17 protein-coding genes are annotated in these 21148 nt (G+C 71.3%); 10 read left to right on the top strand and 7 right to left on the bottom strand.

Going from position 1 to position 21148, the window contains the following annotated elements; all coding sequences use genetic code 11:
* The first annotated feature begins 18 nt into the window (after window positions 1-18).
* The 7 genes from ACFWW8_RS00495 (at window position 19) to pgi (ending at window position 9092) form a co-directional block, all read left to right on the top strand.
* Window positions 19-2979 (top strand): M14 family zinc carboxypeptidase, encoded by a 2961-nt coding sequence (locus ACFWW8_RS00495; RefSeq protein ID WP_386521628.1) that lies wholly within the window; start codon window positions 19-21, stop codon window positions 2977-2979.
* A gap of 233 nt (window positions 2980-3212) precedes the next feature.
* A complete protein-coding gene (gene gap, locus ACFWW8_RS00490) occupies window positions 3213-4217 on the top strand; it encodes a type I glyceraldehyde-3-phosphate dehydrogenase (protein WP_383812359.1) in 1005 nt (334 codons plus the stop codon).
* Between the two features lie 142 nt (window positions 4218-4359).
* The gene (locus ACFWW8_RS00485) at window positions 4360-5571 is read left to right on the top strand and encodes a phosphoglycerate kinase (RefSeq protein ID WP_386521626.1); all 1212 of its coding nucleotides are present in this window, start codon (window positions 4360-4362) and stop codon (window positions 5569-5571) included.
* Window positions 5572-5577: 6 nt separating this feature from the next.
* The gene (gene tpiA / locus ACFWW8_RS00480) at window positions 5578-6369 is read left to right on the top strand and encodes a triose-phosphate isomerase (protein ID WP_386521624.1); all 792 of its coding nucleotides are present in this window, start codon (window positions 5578-5580) and stop codon (window positions 6367-6369) included.
* A 144-nt stretch (window positions 6370-6513) separates the two neighbouring features.
* Complete coding sequence (gene secG / locus ACFWW8_RS00475) at window positions 6514-6747, top strand: preprotein translocase subunit SecG (protein WP_386521621.1); 234 nt, start codon at window positions 6514-6516, stop codon at window positions 6745-6747.
* Between the two features lie 179 nt (window positions 6748-6926).
* The gene (locus ACFWW8_RS00470) at window positions 6927-7262 is read left to right on the top strand and encodes an RNA polymerase-binding protein RbpA (RefSeq protein WP_386521618.1); all 336 of its coding nucleotides are present in this window, start codon (window positions 6927-6929) and stop codon (window positions 7260-7262) included.
* 174 nt (window positions 7263-7436) lie between these two features.
* Complete coding sequence (gene pgi / locus ACFWW8_RS00465; RefSeq protein WP_386521616.1) at window positions 7437-9092, top strand: glucose-6-phosphate isomerase; 1656 nt, start codon at window positions 7437-7439, stop codon at window positions 9090-9092.
* An 80-nt stretch (window positions 9093-9172) separates the two neighbouring features.
* Here pgi and pgl read toward each other — a convergent pair whose 3' ends face one another.
* The 5 genes from pgl to tkt all read right to left on the bottom strand — a co-directional run bounded on the left by pgl (window position 9173) and on the right by tkt (window position 15951).
* Window positions 9173-9955, bottom strand: a complete 783-nt coding sequence (pgl, locus tag ACFWW8_RS00460) for a 6-phosphogluconolactonase (RefSeq protein ID WP_386521614.1) — start codon at window positions 9953-9955, stop codon at window positions 9173-9175.
* 186 nt (window positions 9956-10141) lie between these two features.
* Window positions 10142-11167 carry a glucose-6-phosphate dehydrogenase assembly protein OpcA gene (gene opcA, locus ACFWW8_RS00455; protein WP_386521611.1) on the bottom strand — a complete coding sequence of 342 codons (1026 nt, stop codon included), beginning with the start codon at window positions 11165-11167 and terminating at the stop codon, window positions 10142-10144.
* The gene (zwf, locus tag ACFWW8_RS00450) at window positions 11164-12690 is read right to left on the bottom strand and encodes a glucose-6-phosphate dehydrogenase (RefSeq protein ID WP_371591348.1); all 1527 of its coding nucleotides are present in this window, start codon (window positions 12688-12690) and stop codon (window positions 11164-11166) included. Before zwf ends, opcA begins: the two co-directional genes overlap by 4 nt.
* Before the next feature lie 5 nt (window positions 12691-12695).
* Window positions 12696-13814, bottom strand: coding sequence for a transaldolase (gene tal / locus ACFWW8_RS00445; protein WP_386521609.1), 1119 nt, complete (start codon window positions 13812-13814; stop codon window positions 12696-12698).
* A gap of 34 nt (window positions 13815-13848) precedes the next feature.
* Window positions 13849-15951, bottom strand: coding sequence for a transketolase (gene tkt / locus ACFWW8_RS00440; RefSeq protein WP_386521607.1), 2103 nt, complete (start codon window positions 15949-15951; stop codon window positions 13849-13851).
* Between the two features lie 352 nt (window positions 15952-16303).
* Between tkt and ACFWW8_RS00435 the strand changes: the two genes are divergently transcribed.
* From ACFWW8_RS00435 to ACFWW8_RS00425, 3 genes are all read left to right on the top strand, one after another.
* A complete protein-coding gene (locus ACFWW8_RS00435; protein ID WP_386521605.1) occupies window positions 16304-17245 on the top strand; it encodes a heme o synthase in 942 nt (313 codons plus the stop codon).
* 24 nt (window positions 17246-17269) lie between these two features.
* Entirely contained in the window at window positions 17270-17611 is a 342-nt protein-coding gene (locus ACFWW8_RS00430) for a hypothetical protein (RefSeq protein WP_386521602.1), read from the top strand.
* Between the two features lie 173 nt (window positions 17612-17784).
* Entirely contained in the window at window positions 17785-18927 is a 1143-nt protein-coding gene (locus ACFWW8_RS00425; RefSeq protein ID WP_386521600.1) for an amidohydrolase family protein, read from the top strand.
* A 31-nt stretch (window positions 18928-18958) separates the two neighbouring features.
* Here ACFWW8_RS00425 and ACFWW8_RS00420 read toward each other — a convergent pair whose 3' ends face one another.
* Both ACFWW8_RS00420 and ACFWW8_RS00415 read right to left on the bottom strand, forming a co-directional pair.
* Window positions 18959-19948 (bottom strand): heme A synthase, encoded by a 990-nt coding sequence (locus ACFWW8_RS00420; RefSeq protein ID WP_386521597.1) that lies wholly within the window; start codon window positions 19946-19948, stop codon window positions 18959-18961.
* 4 nt (window positions 19949-19952) lie between these two features.
* On the bottom strand, window positions 19953-21086 hold the full coding sequence (locus tag ACFWW8_RS00415) for a hypothetical protein (RefSeq protein WP_386521594.1): 1134 nt from the start codon (window positions 21084-21086) through the stop codon (window positions 19953-19955).
* Window positions 21087-21148 lie beyond the last annotated feature (62 nt).

The raw sequence follows: 21148 nt of genomic DNA, 5'->3' as shown, positions 1-21148 counted from the left end.
CGACGCCCAGGGGGGCACATGAGGCACCGCGCGAGATCGATCCTCGCCGCAAGCGCACTCGTCTTCGCAGGCACACTGGCCGCGCTGCCCGCGGCAGCCCAGGACCGGGCCGCGACCGGCGCCCCGTCCGGCGCCGACGAGGTGCGGGTCTACGACGCCGACATCACCCGTGAGCAGGTACCGCTCGTCCTCGCCGCCGGCCAGGACGCCCACGAGCTCACCGAGCGCGCCCCGGAGACCGGGACCGCCAAGGTCGAGCTCTTCCTCACGGGCGGCCAGGCGAAGGAGCTCGCCGCGCAGGGGATCCGCCTCGCCGAGCGCAAGGTCCCCGCCGCGGGCCTGGCCCGCACCGAGGCCGCGGGGGACGGCGTGTTCCGGCCCTACAGCGGCAAGAACGGCCTCCAGGAGGAGATCCTGCGGACCGCCCGGGAGAACCCCGGGCTCACGAAGGTCGTCTCCATCGGCAAGACCGTCCAGGGCAAGGACATCCTCGCCCTGAAGGTCAGCAAGAACGCCGGGAAGACCCGGGACGGCGACAAGCCGTCCGTGCTCTACATGTCCAACCAGCACGCCCGCGAGTGGATCACCCCGGAGATGACCCGGCGGCTGATGCACCACACGCTGGACAACTACGGCAAGGACCCGCGCGTCACGAAGCTGGTCGACTCCAGCGAGCTGTGGTTCCTGCTGTCGGCGAACCCCGACGGGTACGACCACACCTTCGCCGCGGACGGCGAGCGGCTCTGGCGCAAGAACCTCCGCGACAACAACGGCGACGGCAGGATCACCGCGGGCGACGGGGTCGACCTGAACCGGAACTTCGCCTACAAGTGGGGCTACGACAACGAGGGCTCCTCGCCGAACCAGGCCAGCGAGACCTACCGCGGGCCCAAGGCCTCCTCCGAGCCGGAGACCGTCGCCGTCGACCGCTTCCAGAAGCGCATCGGCTTCGAGTACGCCATCAACTACCACTCGGCCGCCGAACTGCTGCTCTACGGCGTGGGCTGGCAGGTCGCCACCCCCACCCCCGACGACGTCGCCTACAGGACGCTCGCCGGAACGCCGGAGAACCCGGCCGTCCCCGGCTACTACCCGCAGGTGTCCTCGGAGCTCTACACCACCAACGGCGAGGCCGACGGACACGCCTCCAACACCAACGGCATCATGATGTTCACGCCGGAGATGACCACCTGCCAGACGGCCTCCGCGATCGACCCGAACGACCGGTGGAAGCCCGAGGACTGCGCCTCCGGCTTCAACTTCCCGGACGACGAGAAGCTCATCCAGGCCGAGTTCGCCAAGAACGTCCCCTTCGCCCTCTCGGTCGGCGAGAGCGCGGCGCACCCGGACCGGCCCGCCTCCACCGTGGGCCTGACCGCCGCGGACTTCACCCTCGACCCCTTCACCACCTCCTATGCGGCCCGCGGCCAGGACCAGCAGGTCGCCGTCACGGCCCGCAAGTCGCTGCGCGACAAGGAGCTGAACTTCCGGATCAACGGCGGCCGCGTGCACGACGAGGACCTCAAGGCCTGGAAGGGCGGCGACGTCTACGGCGGCGAGGACAACAACTGGTTCGACGAGTACCGCGCCGACGTCGACGGCACCAGGCCCGGCGACAAGGTCGAGGTCTGGTTCACCGGACGCGACCGCACCGGCCGGCAGGTCTCCAGCGAGCACTTCACGTACACCGTGGCCGAGCGGCCGCGCGCGGACGTGCTGGTGATCGCCGAGGAGGGCGCCACGGCCCAGCACTCCCGGACCTACGTGGACGCCCTGCGCGCCAACGGCAGGTCCGCCGCGGTCTGGGACGTCGCGACCCAGGGGGCGCCGCACCACCTCGGGACGCTCTCCCACTTCCGCACGGCCGTCCACTACACCGGGGCCAAGACACCCGGCGGAGACACCCAGCTGGCGGTCCGCGACTTCCTCAACGAGGGCGGCAAGCTGATCGAGGCCGGTGAGCTCGCCGGCGGCAACGCCCAGGTCGGGCGCGCCGTGACCAACGACTTCAGCCAGTACTGGCTCGGCGCCTACGGCCGTACGAGCACCTCCGGCGCCACCGGATTCACCGGCGCCGCCTCCCTCGCCGGAGCCCGCGGAGGCCTCGGCGACGCCGCGGGCAACCCGCTGAACGCCCCCGGCTCCTACACGGTGACCTCCGAAACCCTGGCGCCGGCGCAGTTCCCGCAGTTCAAGAGCGCGCAGGCCGGCCAGTTCACCGGGGTCGTCAACCCGTACGCGCCCTACGCCGGCACCGGGATGGCCTCGGCGCTGCACACGGACGACGACTGGAAGCGGCTGGTCCGCACGATCGACCTCACCGGCGTCTCGGCCGCGGACAGGCCGGAGCTGAAGCTCGCCCTGAACTGGAACACCGAGGAGGGCTACGACCACGCGGCCCTGGAGGCCCGTACCGCCGGCGGGGACGACTGGACGACCCTGCCGGACGCGGGCGGCCTGAGCAGCTCCGCCGTACCGGAGGAGTGCGCGGCCGGGTTCTTCGTGAACGGCCACCCGTTCCTGCGCCGCTACCTCGCGCTGGACGCCGCGGGCTGCACCCCGCGGGGCACCAGCGGAGCCTGGAACAGCTTCACCGGGTCCTCCGGCGGCTGGAAGCAGGTCTCCTTCGACCTGAGCGCGTACGCGGGCAGGAGCGTGGAGCTCTCGCTCGCCTACATCACCGACCCCGGCTCGGGCGGCCGCGGCGTCTTCGCGGACGAGGCGCGCCTCTCCGTGGGCGGCGCGGACCGCGCCGTCGAGGGCTTCGAGACCTCGCTCGGCGCCTGGGCGGCCCAGGGGGCGCCCGCCGGAAGCCCCGACGTTCCGGGCGATTGGTCCCGGTCCGGAGAGCTGTTCAGGTCCTACGCGGCGGTGACTACGCGTGACACGGTTCTCCTCGGTTTCGGCCTGGAACACCTGCCGGCCGCGAGGGACCGCGCCGTACTCGTCGGTAAGGCGCTACGCACACTGAACCACTGACAGGCAACCCCGTCCCACCCTCACTCTGAGTGACGGACCCAAGGTCCCCGGAACCCCGTGCCGGAACGGCTGGTGCGGGGCCCTCCCGGGCCTCCCCCCGGGGGGAGGGGGAGTGTCAGGCCCACGCCGATGTCACTCAAAAGCTCACGGAGAGGTAGGGTCGTAAGCGGTCGGGGACATCCCATACAGCTCGCCGGCGGACTTTACCGGCGCACCAACGAGGAGATCGGTTCGTGACGATCCGCGTAGGCATCAACGGTTTTGGCCGAATTGGCCGCAACTACTTCCGTGCGCTCCTGGAGCAGGGAGCGGACATCGAGATCGTCGGTGTCAACGACCTGACGGACAACGCCACCCTGGTGCACCTGCTCAAGTACGACACCATCCTGGGCCGCCTCAAGGCCGAGGTCTCCCACACCGCAGACACCATCACGGTCGCTGGCAACACCTTCAAGACCTTCGCCGAGCGCGACCCCGCGAACCTCCCCTGGGGCGAGCTGGGCGCCGACATCGTCATCGAGTCGACCGGCATCTTCACCAAGAAGGCCGACGCCGCGAAGCACATCGCCGCGGGCGCGAAGAAGGTCCTCATCTCGGCTCCGGCCAAGGACGAGGACATCACGATCGTGATGGGCGTCAACCAGGACAAGTACGACGCGGCCAGCCACCACGTCATCTCCAACGCCTCCTGCACCACCAACTGCGTGGCGCCGATGGCCAAGGTCCTCCTGGAGAACTTCGGCATCGTCAAGGGCATGATGACGACGGTCCACGCGTACACGAACGACCAGCGCATCCTGGACTTCCCGCACTCGGACCTGCGCCGCGCCCGCGCCGCCGCCGAGAACATCATCCCGACCACCACCGGTGCCGCCAAGGCCACCGCCCTGGTGATCCCGGAGCTCGCCGGCAAGCTCGACGGCATCGCGATGCGCGTTCCGGTCCCGACCGGTTCCGTGACCGACCTGGTCATCGAGCTGGAGCGCGAAGTCACCCGGGACGAGGTGAACGCGGCGTTCCAGAAGGCGGCCGAGGGCCAGCTCAAGGGCATCCTCGACTACACCGAGGACGCGATCGTCTCCTCCGACATCGTGAACTGGCCGGCGTCCTGCACCTTCGACTCCTCCCTGACCATGGTCCAGGGCAAGAGCGTCAAGGTCATCGGCTGGTACGACAACGAGTGGGGCTACTCCAACCGTCTCGTGGACCTTACGGTCTTCGTCGGTGGCCAGCTCTAAGGTCGCCCCGGTTCCAAGGCAAGGCACCACGATGTGAGCACAGGGTCCGGGCAGCGCGACGAAGCGCCGCACGGGCCCTGTCGCTTGCCTCGTTCTCCCTTCCTCGCCCTCAGGGTGAAGGGCTCCAAAGGAGTAGAAACACATGAAGACGATCGACGAACTGCTCGCCGAAGGCGTCAAGGGCAAGCGGGTCTTCGTCCGCGCGGACCTGAACGTCCCGCTGGCCGAGGGCACCATCACCGACGACGGCCGCATCCGCGCCGTCCAGCCCACGATCGCGAAGCTCGCCGCCGCCGGCGCCCGCGTCATCGTGGCCTCGCACCTGGGCCGCCCCAAGGGCGCCCCGGACCCGGCCTTCTCGCTCGCCCCGGCCGCCAAGCGCCTGGGTGAACTGCTCGGCGCGGACGTCGCGTTCGCCGCCGACACCGTCGGCGACTCCGCCAAGGAGACCGTCGCCGCCCTCGCCGACGGCCAGGTCGCCGTCATCGAGAACCTGCGCTTCAACGCCGGTGAGACCTCGAAGGACGACGCCGAGCGCGGCGCCTTCGCGGACCAGCTCGCGGAGCTCGCCGACGTCTACGTCGGCGACGGCTTCGGCGCCGTCCACCGCAAGCACGCCTCGGTCTTCGACCTCCCCGCGCGCCTCCCGCACGCGGCCGGCTACCTCATCGCCACCGAGGTCGGCGTCCTGAAGAAGCTGACCGACGACGTCAAGCGCCCCTACGTCGTGGTCCTCGGCGGCGCCAAGGTCTCCGACAAGCTCGCCGTCATCGACGAGCTGCTCGGCAAGGCCGACCGCATCCTCATCGGCGGCGGCATGGCCTACACGTTCCTCAAGGCCCTGGGCCACGAGGTCGGCATCTCCCTGCTCCAGAAGGACCAGCTGGAGAAGGTCACCGAGTACATGGAGCGCGCCAAGGCCACGGGCGTCGAGCTCGTGCTCCCGGTCGACGTCCTCGTCTCCACGGACTTCCCCGACCTCAAGGGCAAGACCCCGGCGGACTTCGAGACCGTGGACGCGGACAAGATCCCGGCCGACAAGGAGGGCCTGGACATCGGCCCCAGGACGCGCGAGCTGTACGCTGCGAAGATCGCCGATGCCGAGACCGTCTTCTGGAACGGCCCCGTGGGCGTCTTCGAGCACCCCGACTACGCCAACGGCACCAAGGCCGTCGCGCAGGCCCTCGTCGACAGCAGCGCCTTCACCGTCGTCGGCGGCGGAGACTCGGCCGCGGCCGTGCGCACGCTCGGCTTCGACGAGAATGCCTTCGGCCACATTTCCACCGGTGGCGGCGCCTCCCTCGAATACCTCGAGGGCAAGACGCTCCCCGGCCTCGCCGCCCTGGAGGGCTGACACCGCATGACTGCACCCGTTTCCGCCGGCCGCACCCCGCTGATGGCGGGCAACTGGAAGATGAACCTCAACCACCTCGAGGCCATCGCCCACGTCCAGAAGCTGGCCTTCGCGCTCGCCGACAAGGACTTCGACGCCGTCGAGGTCGTGGTCCTCCCGCCCTTCATCGACCTCCGGTCGGTGCAGACCCTGGTCGACGGCGACAAGCTGAAGATCAAGTACGGTGCCCAGGACCTCTCGGCGCACGACTCCGGTGCCTACACCGGCGAGATCTCCGGCTCGATGCTGTCGAAGCTGAAGTGCACGTACGTGGCCGTCGGCCACAGCGAGCGCCGTCAGTACCACGGCGAGGACGACGAGACCTGCAACGCCAAGGTCAAGGCCGCCTACCGGCACGGGCTGACCCCGATCCTGTGCGTCGGCGAGGGCCTGGACGTCCGCAAGGCCGGACAGCAGGTCCCGTACACGCTGGCCCAGCTCGACGGCGGTCTCAAGGACGTCCCGGCCGAGCAGGTCGAGTCCGTCGTGATCGCGTACGAGCCCGTCTGGGCGATCGGGACCGGCGAGGTCGCCACCCCCGAGGACGCCCAGGAGGTGTGCGGAGCCATCCGCGGCCGCCTCGCGGAACTGTACTCGCAGGAGCTGGCCGACAAGGTCCGCATCCAGTACGGCGGCTCGGTCAAGTCCGGCAACATCGCCGCGATCATGGCCCAGCCCGACGTGGACGGCGCCCTGATCGGCGGCGCCGCGCTGGACGTGGACGAGTTCGTCGGGATCGTCCGCTTCGGCGACGCGTAGCGACTGCGGTGAGTATGCGGTAGGGCGGATCCGTCGTACCCTTGCGGGGGCCAGAGGCTGAACCAAACAGCCGCTGGCCCCCGCGCACGTCCCAGCGGAGCCCGGCAAGCCAGAAAAGCCAGAAAGTAGGAATCAGCCGTGATTATGGGGTTTTCGATCGCCCTGATCGTCTTCAGCGCCCTGCTGATGCTCCTCGTGCTGATGCACAAGGGCAAGGGCGGCGGCCTTTCCGACATGTTCGGCGGCGGCATGCAGTCGTCGGTCGGCGGTTCCTCCGTCGCGGAGCGCAACCTCGACCGGATCACCGTGGTCGTCGGTCTGCTGTGGTTCGCCTGCATCCTGGCGCTGGGACTTCTCATGAAGTCCAGCGCCAGCTGACCGTTCTGGCCATTCCGCCAGTCCGGTCGGTGCCGTCCGGCCTACTATGAGTCCGGCGTCCATCGCCTGGAATGAGTAACTCCGGTCCGTGGGCGTGCGTTGGGCCTTACGTAGACTTGGGCGCCCGCGGCGGAATTCCACTCACGCTCCGCGGCACCATTACGCAGGGAGTTACGACCGTGGCAAGTGGCAACGCGATCCGTGGTAGCCGGGTCGGAGCGGGGCCGATGGGTGAGGCCGAGCGCGGCGAGTCCGCGCCTCGCCTGCGCATCTCCTTCTGGTGCTCGAACGGGCACGAGACGCAGCCGAGCTTCGCCAGCGACGCACAGGTGCCGGACACCTGGGACTGCCCGCGCTGCGGGTTCCCGGCAGGCCAGGACCGGGACGACCCGCCGGCACCACCGCGCACCGAGCCGTACAAGACGCACCTGGCGTACGTACGGGAGCGGCGCACGGACGCCGACGGGGAGGCGATCCTCGCCGAAGCGCTCGCCAAACTCCGCGGCGAGATCTGAACGGTCGTCAGAAGCGTGCGCAGAGGCCCGGTGCGGCAGGGGAGACTCCCGCCGTACCGGGCCTCTTCACGTCCGCCCGTGCCGACTGCGCCTGTCCGGCATTGCCGCTTCGCATCCTTTAAGTTGGAGATCGGCGGGGCACGACAGGACGCGAGAAATGGGTTGATGGCCAGGATGAATGCAGACAGCCGTACGAAGCTCACCCGGACGCCGGAGTGGCTCGCACTCGGCAAGCACCGGGAGGAGCTCGGGCAGACGCATCTGCGAGAGCTGTTCGAGGAGAACCCGGGCCGCGGCTCCGGCTACACCGTGCGCGCCGGTGACCTGCGCATCGACTACTCGAAGCACCTCGTGACGGACGAGACGCTCACGCTGCTGCGCGAGCTCGCGGCGGCGACGGGCGTGGCCGGGCTGCGCGAGGCGATGTTCCGCGGCGACAAGATCAACACGACCGAGGACCGGGCGGTCCTGCACACCGCCCTGCGCGCGCCGGAGGGCGCCGTGGTCGAGGTGGACGGCCAGAACGTCGTCCCCGGCGTGCACGCGGTCCTCGACAAGATGGCCGCCTTCGCCGACCGGATCAGGTCGGGGGAGTGGACCGGCTCCACCGGCAAGCGGATCAAGAACGTCGTCAACATCGGCATCGGCGGCTCCGACCTCGGTCCGGCGATGGCGTACGAGGCGCTGCGCGCCTTCACCGACCGGGCACTGACCCTGCGCTTCGTCTCCAACGTGGACGGCGCCGACCTCCACGAGGCCGTGCGGGACCTGGACCCGGCCGAGACGCTGTTCATCATCGCGTCGAAGACCTTCACCACCATCGAGACCATCACCAACGCCACCTCGGCGCGGAACTGGCTGCTCACGGGTCTGGGAGCCGGCGACGAGGCCGTGGCGCGGCACTTCGTGGCGCTGTCGACGAACGAGGAGAAGGTCTCCGCGTTCGGCATCGACACGGCCAACATGTTCGAGTTCTGGGACTGGGTCGGCGGACGCTACTCCTTCGACTCCGCCATCGGGCTCTCCCTGATGATCGCGATCGGCCCGGACGCCTTCCGCGAGATGCTCGGCGGCTTCGCCGCCATGGACACGCACTTCCGGACGGCGCCCCCCGAGGAGAACGCGCCGCTGCTGCTGGGCCTGTTGGGCATCTGGTACATCGGATTCTTCGACGCCCAGGCGCACGCCGTGCTGCCGTACAGCCACTACCTCTCGCGGTTCACCGCGTACTTGCAGCAGCTGGACATGGAGTCCAACGGCAAGTCCGTGGACCGGGACGGCGATCCCGTGGAGTGGCAGACCGGTCCGGTGGTGTGGGGCACGCCCGGCACCAACGGGCAGCACGCCTACTACCAGCTCATCCACCAGGGCACGCGGATGATCCCCGCGGACTTCATCGGCTTCGCGCGACCCGCGGCCGACCTGGAACCGTCGTTCGCCGCCCAGCACGACCTGCTGATGGCGAACTTCTTCGCGCAGACGCAGGCGCTCGCCTTCGGCAAGACGGCGCAGGAGGTGCGCGCGGAGGGCGTCCCGGAGGACCTGGTCCCGCACAAGACGTTCCAGGGCAACCACCCGACGACCACGATCCTGGCCGCGGAGCTGACCCCGGCGGTGCTGGGCCAGCTGATCGCGCTGTACGAGCACAAGGTGTTCGTCCAGGGCGCCGTCTGGAACATCGACTCCTTCGACCAGTGGGGCGTCGAGCTCGGCAAGGTCCTCGCCAAGCGGATCGAGCCGGCGCTGACCGAGGGCGCGGACGTTCCGGGCATGGACTCCTCGACGAGGGCCCTGGTCGCCGGGTACCGGGAGCTGCGCGACCGCGCCTGAGCCCGTCGGGAACGACGGAGCGCCCCGCACCTTCGAGGTGCGGGGCGCTCTGCCGTACGTGCTCTGCCGCGCGCCGCGGCTCAGGCCGAGGCCGGCGGGTACATCCCGGGGGGGAGCTTGGCGGCCGCGGCCCGGTCCAGCAGCCACAGCGTGCGGGAGCGGCCGTGGGCCTCCGCCGCCGGGGCCTGGACGCCGCCCGCGCCGCCGAGGGCGATGGAGACCGCTCCGGCCTTGTCCTCGCCCGCGGCCAGCAGCCAGACCTCGCGGGCCGCCCGGATCGCCGGGAGCGTCAGGGAGATCCGCGTGGGCGGCGGCTTCGGTGCGCCGTGGACGCCCACCACCGTGCGCTCGGTCTCGCGGGAGGCCGGGTGCTCGGGGAAGAGGGACGCCACGTGGGTGTCCGGGCCCACGCCCAGCATCAGCACGTCGAAGCGGGGGACCGGACCGTGGTCCTCCGGGCCGGCGGCCGCCGCCAGCTCGGCCGCGTACGCCGCCGCCGCCGCGTCCACATCGGTCCCGTACGGGCCGTCGGAGGCGGGCATGACGTGCACGCGCGCGGGGTCCAGCGGAACGGAGTCCAGGAGGGCCTCGCGGGCCTGGGTGTGGTTGCGCTCGGGGTCGTCGGCGGGGACGTACCGCTCGTCGCCCCACCACAGGTCGAGCCGGTGCCAGTCGACCGCGTCCCGGGCCGGGGCGTCGGCGAGCGCCGCGAGCAGACCGTTGCCGTTGCGGCCGCCGGTGAGCACGATCGAGGCGCTGCCGCGGGCCGCCTGCGCGTCCACGATCCTGGTGATGAGCCGGGCGGCCGTGGCGCGGGCCATCAGCTCCTTGTCCCGGTGGACGACGACCTGGGGAGTCGTCATACCCATGTGCTGCCGCCTTGTCGGTAGTTCGGAGGGTGTGCCTGGTGCGGGTGCCCGGTGCGGGTGCGGTGCCGCTGCGCGGAGCGGGTCCCCGCCCCGCCCTTTCTCCGTTTCCCGGGGATCCGCCCCGGCCCCGCGACTCAAACGCCGGCGGGGCTGGATCCTCCAGCCCCGCCGGCGTTCTCGCTACTTCGCCGCGGGCTTCTTCGCCGGCTTCGGCGCCGGAGCGGCCTTGTCCGCAGCGGCCTTGTCCGGAGCCGGCTTCGCCGGAGCCTCGGCCGGCCGGGCGGCCTGCAGCTTGGCCACGCCGAACTTCAGCGAGGCCTCGTACGTGTTGTCCGGGTCCAGCCGGCGCAGCTCCTCCGCCAGCAACTCGGCCGTGTCGCGGCGCTTGAGCGCCACCGCACGGTCGGGCTGCCCGGGCATCGAGAGCGTCGCCAGGGCCCCGTCCGCCCGGTCCAGGACGATGTCGCCGTCCTTGGTCTCCAGGTGGACGGCCGTCAGACCCGGCCCGGACGACAGCGTGCGCTTGACGGGGACGCCCAGCCGGTCCGCCAGCCACATGGCCAGCAGCTCACAGCTCGGGTTGTCGCCCTCGCCCTCGACGACCGCGGTGTCGACCGACAGGGTCTGCTGGTCCAGCGCGGCCGCCAGCATCGAGCGCCACGGGGTGATCCGGGTCCAGGACAGGTCCGTGTCCCCGGGGGCGTACGCGGAGGCCCGGCCGGCCAGGGCGCCGATCGGGTTCTCGCACGAGTACGTGTCCGTGATCCGGCGCTGCCCCAGCGAACCGAGCGGGTCGCCCGCCAGGTCCGACGGAGCACCCTCCGGCCACCAGACCACCACGGGGGCGTCCGGCAGCAGCAACGGGAGGACCACCGACTGGGCGTGGTCGACCAGCTCGCCGTGGAGGCGCAGCACCACCGTCTCGCCGGAGCCGGCGTCCGCTCCGACGCGGACCTCCGCGTCGAGGCGGGCGTCGCGGCGGCTGCGCGGCGAGCGGCTGACCCGCTTGATGACGACGATGATCCGCGAGGGGTGCTCGTGGGACGCGTCGTTCGCCGACTTGAGCGCGTCGTACGCGTTCTCCTCGTCGGTCACGATCACCAGCGTGAGGACCATGCCGATGGCCGGCGTGCCGATGTCCCGGCGTGCCTGCACCATCGCGGCGTTGATCTTGCTGGAGTTGGTCTCCGTGAGGTCGATCTTCATGGCCGGCGCCAGCTCCGTCCGTCTCGTGCGAGCATCTCGTCCGCCTCGACCGGTCCCCAGGTGCCCGCCGGGTACTGCGCGGGCTTGCCGTGCTTGTCCCAGTACTGCTCGATCGGGTCGAGGATGTTCCAGGAGAGCTCGACCTCCTGGTGGCGCGGGAAGAGGTTCGCGTCGCCGAGGAGCACGTCGAGGATGAGCCGCTCGTACGCCTCGGGGCTCGACTCCGTGAAGGACTCGCCGTAGGCGAAGTCCATCGTGACGTCCCGGACCTCCATCGAGGTGCCGGGAACCTTGGAACCGAAGCGCACCGTCACGCCCTCGTCCGGCTGGACCCGGATGACCAGGGCGTTCTGCCCCAGCTCCTCGGTCGCGCCCGACTCGAACGGCAGGTACGGGGCCCGCTTGAAGACCACCGCGATCTCCGTCACCCGGCGGCCCAGGCGCTTGCCCGTCCGCAGGTAGAAGGGGACGCCCGCCCAGCGGCGGTTGTTGATCTCCAGGCGGATGGCCGCGTAGGTGTCGGTCTTCGACTTGGGGTCGATGCCGTCCTCTTCGAGGTACCCGACGACCTTCTCGCCGCCCTGCCACGCCGCCGAGTACTGGCCGCGCACGGTGTGCTTGCCCAGGTCCTCGGGCAGCTCCACGGCGGTCAGCACCTTGAGCTTCTCCGCCACCAGCGCCTTGGGGTGGAAGGAGCCGGGCTCCTCCATCGCGGTCAGCGCGAGCAGCTGCAGCAGGTGGTTCTGGATGACGTCGCGGGCGGCGCCGATGCCGTCGTAGTACCCGGCACGGCCGCCGATCCCGATGTCCTCGGCCATGGTGATCTGGACGTGGTCGACGTACGACCGGTTCCAGATCGGCTCGAACATGGTGTTGGCGAAGCGGAGCGCCAGGATGTTCTGGACGGTCTCCTTGCCGAGGTAGTGGTCGATCCGGAAGACCTCGTCACGGGGGAAGACCTCGTGGACGACCTTGTTCAGCTCTTCCGCGCTCTTCAGGTCGTGGCCGAAGGGCTTCTCGATGACGGCGCGCCGCCACGAACCCTCCTTCTGCGCCAGCCCGTGGTCCTTGAGCTGCTGGACCACCTTGGGGAAGAACTTCGGGGGGACCGACAGGTAGAAGGCGAAGTTCCCGCCCGTTCCCTGGGCCTTGTCGAGCTCCTCGATCGTGGCCTTCAGCGTCTCGAAGGCGGCGTCGTCGTCGAAGTCGCCCTGGACGAACCGGCAGCCCTGCACCAGCTGCTGCCAGACCTCCTCGCGGAAGGGCGTGCGGGAGTGCTCCTTGACGGCGTCGTGGACCTCCTGGGCGAAGTCCTCGTCCTGCCACTCACGACGGGCGAACCCGATCAACGAGAAGCCCGGCGGGAGCAGGCCGCGGTTGGCCAGGTCGTAGACGGCAGGCATCAGCTTCTTGCGCGACAGGTCACCCGTAACGCCGAAAATGACCAGGCCGGACGGCCCCGCGATGCGCGGGAGCCGCCGGTCCTGTGCGTCACGAAGCGGGTTCGCTCCGTTCACAGACAAAGTGTTCAGGCCTCCGTGGGGGCGAGGCGCTCAAGCTCCGCCTCGGTCGACTTCAGCAGGTCGTTCCAGGACACCGCGAACTTCTCGACGCCCTCGTCTTCCAGCAGCTGCACCACATCGTCGTACGAGATGCCCAGCTTCGCGACCGCGTCCAGCTCGGCCCGGGCCTGGTCGTAGGTGCCGCGCACGGTGTCACCCGTGATCTGCCCGTGGTCGGCCGCGGCCTCCAGGGTGGCCTCCGGCATGGTGTTCACCGTGTTCGGGGCGACCAGGTCGTCCACGTACAGGGTGTCCTTGTACGCCGGGTCCTTGACGCCGGTCGAGGCCCACAGCGGACGCTGCTTGTTGGCGCCGACGCGCTCCAGCGCGGCCCAGCGGTCCGAGGAGAAGACCTCCTCGTAGGCCTCGTAGGCCAGACGGGCGTTCGCGAGCGCCGCCTTGCCCTTGAGGGCCATGGCCTCGTCGGTGCCGACGGCGTCCAGGCGCTTGTCGATCTCCGAGTCGACGCGCGACACGAAGAAGGAGGCCACGGAGTGGATCAGGGACAGGTCCAGGCCGGCGGCCTTGGCCTTCTCCAGACCCGCGAGGTACGCGTCCATGACCTCGCGGTAGCGCTCCAGCGAGAAGATCAGCGTGACGTTGACGCTGATGCCCCTGCCGATGACCTCGGTGATCGCCGGCAGGCCGGCCTTGGTCGCCGGGATCTTGATGAGCGTGTTCGGGCGGTCCACCAGCCAGGCCAGCTGCTTGGCCTCGGCGACGGTCGCCGGGGTGCTGTGGGCGAGCCGGGGGTCGACCTCGATCGAGACCCGGCCGTCCTGGCCGTCGGTGCGGTCGTAGACCGGGCGCAGGATGTCGGCGGCGTCGCGGACGTCCGCCGTGGTGATCATGCGCAGGGCCTCCTCCACGGTGACCCTGCGGGTCGCGAGGTCGGCGAGCTGCTGCTCGTACCCGTCGCCTTCGCTGATCGCCTTCTGGAAGATCGCCGGGTTGGTGGTGACACCGACCACGTGCGACTGGTCGATGAGCTCGGCGAGGTTGCCGGACGTGATGCGCTTGCGGGACAGGTCGTCCAGCCAGATCGCCACGCCCTCGTCGGAGAGGCGCTTGAGTGCGTCTGTCATGGGAATTGCATCTCCTACTGGTCTGGTACGGGCGTCAGCGCGCGGTGGCGGCGAGCGACTCGTGGGCGGCGGCGGTCACGGCCTCGGGGGTGAAGCCGAACTCGCGGAACAGCACCTTCGCGTCGGCCGAGGCACCGAAGTGCTCCAGCGAGACGATCCGGCCGGCGTCGCCGACGTAGCGGTGCCAGGTCAGGCCGATGCCGGCCTCGACCGCGACGCGGGCCTTGACGGAGGGCGGCAGGACGCTGTCCTTGTACTCCTGGCTCTGCTCCTCGAACCACTCGACGGAGGGCATCGAGACCACGCGCGCCGGGACGCCCCCGGCCTGGAGTGCCTCGCGCGCGGCGACGGCGAGCTGGACCTCGGAGCCGGTGCCGATGAGCAGGACCTGGGGCTCGGCGGCCGCGCCGTCGGGGCCCGTCGCGTCGAGGAGCACGTAGCCGCCCTTGGCGGCGTCGTCATTGAGGTCGTACGTCGGCACGCCCTGGCGGGTGAGCGCCAGGCCGTGCGGAGCGCCCTTGCCGTACACCCTGGTGTGGCGGCGCATGATCTCGCGCCAGGCGACGACGGTCTCGTTGGCGTCGGCCGGACGGACCACGTTCAGGCCCGGGATGGCGCGCAGCGAGGCGAGGTGCTCGACCGGCTGGTGGGTGGGGCCGTCCTCGCCGAGGCCGACGGAGTCGTGCGTCCACACGTAGGTGACCGGCACGTGCATCAGCGCGGAGAGGCGGACGGCGTTGCGCATGTAGTCGGAGAACACCAGGAAGGTGCCGCCGTAGACGCGGGTGTGGCCGTGCAGCGCGATGCCGTTCATGGACGCGGCCATGGCGTGCTCGCGGATGCCGAAGTGGACGGTGCGGCCGTACGGATCGGCCTCCGGCAGCGGGTTGCCCACCGGCAGGAACGAGGAGTCCTTGTCGATGGTGGTGTTGTTCGAACCGGCGAGGTCGGCCGAGCCGCCCCACAGCTCCGGAACGATCGCGCCGAGCGCCTGGAGCACCTTGCCGGAGGCCGCGCGGGTGGCGACGGCCTTGCCGGTCTCGAAGACGGGGAGGGCGTCCTCCCAGCCCGCGGGCAGCTCGTTGGCGTTGATGCGGTCGAACTCGGCGGCGCGCTCCGGGTTGGCGGTGCGCCAGGCGGAGAACTCCTTCTCCCACGCGGTCCGTGCCTCGCGGCCGCGGTCGACGGCCTGCCGGGTGTGCGCGAGGACCTCGTCGGCGACGTCGAAGGACTTCTCCGGGTCGAAGCCGAGCACGCGCTTGGTGGCCGCCACCTCGTCGTCGCCGAGGGCCGAGCCGTGCGCGGCCTCGGTGCCCTGGGCGTCCGGGGCGGGCCAGGCGATGATCGAGCGCGCGGCGATGAAGGACGGGCGGCCGGTCTCGGCCTTCGCGGCCAGGAGCGCGGCGTACAGCGCCTTCGGGTCGAGGTCGCCGTTCTCCTGCTGCTCGACCCGCTGGACGTGCCAGCCGTACGCCTCGTACCGCTTGAGGGTGTCCTCGGAGACGGCCGTCTCCGTGTCGCCCTCGATGGAGATGTGGTTGTCGTCCCACAGCAGCACCAGGTTGCCGAGCTTCTGGTGGCCGGCCAGCGCGGACGCCTCGTGGGAGATGCCCTCCTGGAGGCAGCCGTCGCCCGCGATCGCGTAGATCATGTGGTCGAACGGGGAGGAGCCCTGAGCGGCTTCCGGGTCGAACAGGCCGCGCTCGTAGCGGGCGGCCATGGCCATGCCCACCGCGTTGGCGATGCCCTGGCCCAGCGGGCCGGTGGTGGTCTCGACGCCCTTGGTGTGACCGTACTCCGGGTGGCCGGGGGTCTTGGAGCCCCAGGTGCGGAACGCCTCGAGGTCCTCCAGCTCCAGCCCGAACCCGCCGAGGTACAGCTGGGTGTACAGGGTGAGGGACGAGTGCCCCGCGGAGAGCACGAAGCGGTCGCGGCCGACCCACTCGGGGTCCGACGGGTCGTGCCGCATCACCTTCTGGAAGAGGGTGTACGCGGCGGGGGCCAGGCTCATCGCCGTACCGGGGTGGCCGTTTCCGACCTTCTGGACCGCGTCAGCGGCCAGGATGCGGGCGGTGTCGACGGCCCGCTGGTCCAGTTCGGTCCACTCGAGCTCTGTGGTGGTCGGCTTGGTGCTCACCGTTTTTCAGGGCTCCTCTCCACATGTCTGTTCCCGGTGACGAGGCGGTGCACCGGCGCGATTCCGAGCCTACCCCCGCCACGGCGTGCAGCTATTCGAGTGCCGTACGTCGGTCACGTCGCCGGTGCCCGCCGTTCACCTGAGCGCCTGGGGCGCCCTCTGAGCGCCGGGGGTGCGCGCGGGGTCGTACCGTCCCGTATGCCCGATCCGATCGGCCCAACACGAACCGACCCCCGCGCGGGGCGACGTAAGTGCAACGTCTAGAGTGGCGTGGTACGCGCAAGCCTTTACCGGACCTTCATGTCTTCCCTGGTCCGGGCCGAGCTTGCTGGATTCTCTGTCAGGGGTGTGCGTGACGGCCGTCGAATCCCGTCCAGCGGGGGTGCTCGGGACGAGCCCCGGTCGCCGGCCCCTCGGGGCCCGGGCCATGGCTTTCGTGGCACTGACGAAGCCGCGGATCATCGAGCTTCTGCTCATCACGACCGTGCCGGTGATGTTCCTCGCCGAGCAGGGCGTGCCGTCGCTGTGGCTGGTCCTCGCGACCTGCTTCGGCGGCTACTTGTCGGCCGGCGGCGCCAACGCGCTGAACATGTACATCGACCGCGACATCGACGCGCTGATGGACCGGACCTCGCAGCGCCCGCTGGTGACCGGCATGGTCAGCCCGCGCGAGTGCCTGGTCTTCGGCATCGCGCTCGGGGTGCTCTCCACGCTGTTCTTCGGCCTGCTCATCAACTGGCTGTCGGCCGCCCTCGCGCTCGGTGCGCTCCTCTTCTACGTCGTCGTCTACACGATGCTGTTGAAGCGGCGGACCTCCCAGAACATCGTCTGGGGCGGCATCGCGGGCTGCATGCCGGTGCTGATCGGCTGGTCCGCGGTCAAGAACGAGGTCTCCTGGGCCGCGGTCATCCTCTTCCTCGTCATCTTCTTCTGGACGCCGCCGCACTACTGGCCGCTGTCCATGAAGGTGAAGGACGACTACGCGCGGGTCGGCGTGCCGATGCTGCCGGTCGTGGCCGGGAACAGGGTCGTGGCCCGTCAGATCGTCCTCTACAGCTGGGTGATGGTGGCGGTCTCGCTGCTGCTGACGCCGCTCGGCTACACCGGCTGGTTCTACACCACGGTGGCACTGGTCGCCGGCGGCTGGTGGCTGTGGGAGGCGCACGCCCTGCACGCGCGGGCCAAGTCCGGCATGACGGGCGCGAAGCTCAAGGAGATGCGCCTGTTCCACTGGTCGATCACCTACGTGTCGCTGCTCTTCGTGGCGGTGGCCGTGGATCCCTTCCTCCACTGATTACTCACCGGTAGCATGCTGTCCATGGCAGAAACCGCGCAGACCGCAGACAAGAAGCTGGACCGTACGGCGGCGAAGCTGGCCAAGCAGATCGGTGCGTTCGCCAAGCAGCACGGCGGCGCCGAGGGCCAGCTCGCCCACATCGGCCAGGCCGGCACCCGGATCGTGCTCGTCGGCACGGACGGCGGCTGGGGCGACCTGGTGGCCCCCACGTACGCCGCGGCCGAGCTGGCCGCCGAGAAGGCCGCGCTGACCCTCCACGACGAGTTCGACGGCGAGTTCGCCGCCCGGGTGCGCACCGGCCCGTACGAATGGACCCGGATGGCCGGCATCCAGCTCGGCGGACCGGCGAACCCGGCGGTCTGACCGCCCCGGCGCCCCGAGCGGCGGCCTCCGCGGCACCCGCCGCGACCCCTGCCGCGACCTCCTCCCGGGCCGTGGGCGCCGTCTCGGTCAACAGCGCGAGCAACACCTCACACCCCGCTCATCCGTTAGGACGTGTGGAAGCGCCTTCCCCACGTCCGCAACGGGATGCCCGGATGATCGAAACGCCGCCCCTGGTCGACCAGTACTGCCATGGAGTGATCCGTACGGAGCTGGGCCTGGGCACCTTCGAGGCCGAGCTGCTCCGATCGGCCGGCCCGCCCGCCGCGGGCACCACCTTCTTCGACACGCAGACCGGCTTCGCCGTGCGCCGCTGGTGCCCGCCGCTGCTCGGGCTGGAGCCGCACTGCGCGCCCGCCCGCTACCTGGCCCGCCGGCGCGAGCTGGGCCCGGCGGAGTCGGCGCGGCGGCTGCTGCGGGGTTCGGGGGTCGCCGCCTACCTGGTCGACACCGGGGCGCCCGGGGACCTCACGGGGGCCAAGGAGCTGGCGTCGGCCGCGGACGCGGAGGCCTTCGAGGCGGTACGGCTGGAGTTGCTGGCGGAGCAGGTCGCCGACACCTCCGGAACCGTGGCCGCCTTCCTGGCCAACCTCGCCGAGGCCGTCCACCACTGCGCCGCCGGGGCGGCCGCCTTCACCTGCGGCGAGGCCCCCGGGAGCACGGCCCCCGCCCTCGGCGCCTTCCTCGCCTTCGCACCCGGGCCGCCGGGGGCGGGCGAGGTCCGCGGGGCGGCCGGCCGCTGGCTGGCCCGGCGGACCCGGGGCGAAGCCCTACGGGACCCCGTGCTCCTGCGGCACCTGCTGTGGAGCGCGGTCGAGTCCGGGCTCCCGCTCCAGCTGCACACCGGGGCGGACGCGGGGGAGCCGGGGCAGCGGCCGGACCGGGGGGACCCGGGGCTCCTCGCCGAGTTCGCACGGGCCACGGCGGGGCTGGGCGCGCGGCTGGTGCTGCTCGGCGGATACCCGTACCACCGGCACGCGGCGCAGCTGGCGGGGGCCTTCCCGCACGTGTACGCGGACGCCGGCGCGGCCCTGGCGCTGACCGGGAGCCGGGCCGACGCGGTCCTGGCCGAGCTGCTGGAGCTGGCGCCCTTCGGGAAGCTGCTGTTCTCCAGCGGCGGGCGCCGGCTGCCCGAACTGCACGCGGTGGGCGCCCTGGTGTTCCGGGAGGCGCTGGGCCGGGTGCTCGGCGGGTGGGCCGCCGACGGCGCCTGGTCCCGGCGGGACGCGGAGCGGGTGGCCGCCATGATCGCGTCGGGCAACGCCCGCCGCGTCTACCGGCTGGACGGGCCGGGGTGAACGCGGCGGGCGTGCCCCGCGCGGGGTGACGTCAGGCGGCGGAGAGCTGCGGCGCGTCCTGGGCCGGGATCTCCGGCTGGTCCGACGGCCGCTCGCGCAGGCTCAGCGCGACGCGCAGGACCGCGATCCACACCAGGCAGGAGCCCAGCATGTGGGCGGCGACGAGCACCTCGGGCAGCTGGGTGAGGAACTGCACGTAGCCGATGGCGCCCTGTGCGAGCAGCACGACCAGCAGGTCGCGGGCGCGGGCCCGGGTGTCGGACGGGGCGTCGACCACGCGCAGCACCAGCCACATCGCGACGGCGAGCGCGCACACCGCCCAGGCGGCGACCGCGTGCACGTGCGCGGTGGCCGCCCAGTCGAACGGCATCCGCTCGATCTCGCTGCTGTCGCCGGCGTGCGGTCCGGAACCGGTGACGACGGTGCCCGCGGCGATCAGGACGAGGGTGGCCGCGATCAGCGCCCACGACAGCTTGCGCACCGGCCCCGGCACGCGCGGCCGGGGGGCGGCGTCGCCCTCGGCGACGCGCTGCCAGCTGACGGTGGTCACCGCGATCAGCGCGGTGGCGAGGAGGAAGTGCCCGGCGACGCTGTACGGGTTGAGCCCGGTCCTGACGGTGATCCCGCCGAGCACCGCGTTGGACATCACGACGACGAACTGGGTCCAGCCGAGCCTGGTCAGGGAGTGCCGCCACGGCTTGGCCGCGCGTGCGGCGAGGATGTACCAGCCGACGGCTGCGGAGAGCACGTACGTCAGCATCCGGTTACCGAACTCGACGGCTCCGTGGAAGCCCTGTTCCCGGGTCGCGATCAGGCTGTCGTCCGTGCACTTGGGCCAGGTGTCGCAGCCGAGGCCCGACCCGGTCAGCCGCACGGCGCCGCCGGTGACGACGATGGCCACGCTCATGACGAGCGCCGCGAGTGCGGCCCGCCGGACGATCCGGGGTGACGGAGTCCAGCGGCCGGCGAGGTAGGTGAATGGGTTCAACACGGTGCCTATCGTATGCCGAGCCTTGTGCAAAGTTTCACGAGGGGGTGCCCGGCGCCGGGTCGGGGCCGACGACCAGGCGGAACCGCGCCGCCGCCGGATCGCCCTCCTCGTGCCACCACAGTCGCAGCCGCCAAGGGACGCCATCGCCCGGATAGGCGGCCGAGTCGGTGAAGCCGCGCACTAATTCCGACGCTACGTCCTCAGCTGTCCTGTTTCGTACTTCTGTGGTGCTGTGCCACGGATGTTCCTGTACGTTCCACTGCCCGTCGGGCCCGAGCACTTCGACGCGCCACACGGCGAGCCAGGGAGTGACCTCCAGCATGGTGTGCACCTGATCGGCGCCGAGGTGCAGCCGGGCCGCGATCTCCGACTCCGGCACCCCCTGGATCCGGGCGGCCACCACGGCCTGGGGCAGCAGGCGTTCGGGCAGCAGCCGCCGCGCGCGCAGGCTGACCAGCGAGCCGAACGCCAGGAAGCGCAACCGCAGTTCCAGCTGGCGGCCGATGTGGTCGAGCGCTTCCTCGGCGTCCGCGGACTCCGCCGTGCCCGGGTCCGCCAGCAGCAGCTGGCGGAAGTCCGACTCGGCGTCCACCGCCCAGGCCACCGCGTCCTCGGCCAGCCCCAGCTCCGCGAGCCGGTCCCCGAGGAAGACCTTGGCCTGGGCGAGGCCGCTCCGGTTGACGGGGTCCCGCTGGTCGAGCCCCGCCCACACCCCGACCGCCGTCCGGGTCAGGTCGCGGGCGCGTTCGCCGTCCGCCCGCTCCGTCGCGCTCGGCCCGCCGGTGGCGGCCCGGCCCAGCGGGTGCCGCGGCAGCCGGGCCCCGTCGCTCAGCGGCCAGGCGAGCCACACCCCGTGGTTGATCAGCCCCCGGGCGTACCAGCGGGCGAAGTCGGGGGAGTAGGCCGCCGCGCGCTCGGAGCTGCGCAGCGCCTCCTCGATCGTGGCGAGGGCGGCCGCGCGGTCCCCCTCGGCAAACCGCAGCGCGGCCCGGTCGGCGAGGCGCAGCCCCAGCAGGGCCGTACAGCGGGGGTCCTCCGGGTGGGTGCGCAGAGCGCCGATCAGTTCGTCCAGCAGCCGCTCGCGCTCCGCCGGCTCGACGTGCGCGTCGCCCGCCCGCACCCGCGCCCACTGCTCGTCCAGCCGAAGAACGGCCTCTCGCTCCGCCATGCCCGCCCCCCGGCGTCGTGGTCCGCGCACCTCATGGGTCGGGATCCATAGTCGCGGGAGGG

The organism is Streptomyces sp. NPDC058701 (genome assembly GCF_042715295.1).
Classification (GTDB): Bacteria; Actinomycetota; Actinomycetes; order Streptomycetales; family Streptomycetaceae; genus Streptomyces.
This window is presented reverse-complemented; position numbering and strand designations above follow the sequence as displayed.

Coding starts and splice junctions, on each gene's coding strand:
- pgl (WP_386521614.1), bottom strand. CDS start 9,955: ATGACGACTCCCCAGGTCGTCGTCCACCGGGACAAGGAGCTGATGGCC.
- secG (WP_386521621.1), top strand. CDS start 6,514: ATGGGGTTTTCGATCGCCCTGATCGTCTTCAGCGCCCTGCTGATGCTC.
- ACFWW8_RS00415 (WP_386521594.1), bottom strand. CDS start 21,086: ATGGCGGAGCGAGAGGCCGTTCTTCGGCTGGACGAGCAGTGGGCGCGG.
- ACFWW8_RS00425 (WP_386521600.1), top strand. CDS start 17,785: ATGATCGAAACGCCGCCCCTGGTCGACCAGTACTGCCATGGAGTGATC.
- ACFWW8_RS00495 (WP_386521628.1), top strand. CDS start 19: ATGAGGCACCGCGCGAGATCGATCCTCGCCGCAAGCGCACTCGTCTTC.
- tal (WP_386521609.1), bottom strand. CDS start 13,814: ATGACAGACGCACTCAAGCGCCTCTCCGACGAGGGCGTGGCGATCTGG.
- opcA (WP_386521611.1), bottom strand. CDS start 11,167: ATGAAGATCGACCTCACGGAGACCAACTCCAGCAAGATCAACGCCGCG.
- tpiA (WP_386521624.1), top strand. CDS start 5,578: ATGACTGCACCCGTTTCCGCCGGCCGCACCCCGCTGATGGCGGGCAAC.
- pgi (WP_386521616.1), top strand. CDS start 7,437: ATGAATGCAGACAGCCGTACGAAGCTCACCCGGACGCCGGAGTGGCTC.
- ACFWW8_RS00430 (WP_386521602.1), top strand. CDS start 17,270: ATGGCAGAAACCGCGCAGACCGCAGACAAGAAGCTGGACCGTACGGCG.
- ACFWW8_RS00485 (WP_386521626.1), top strand. CDS start 4,360: ATGAAGACGATCGACGAACTGCTCGCCGAAGGCGTCAAGGGCAAGCGG.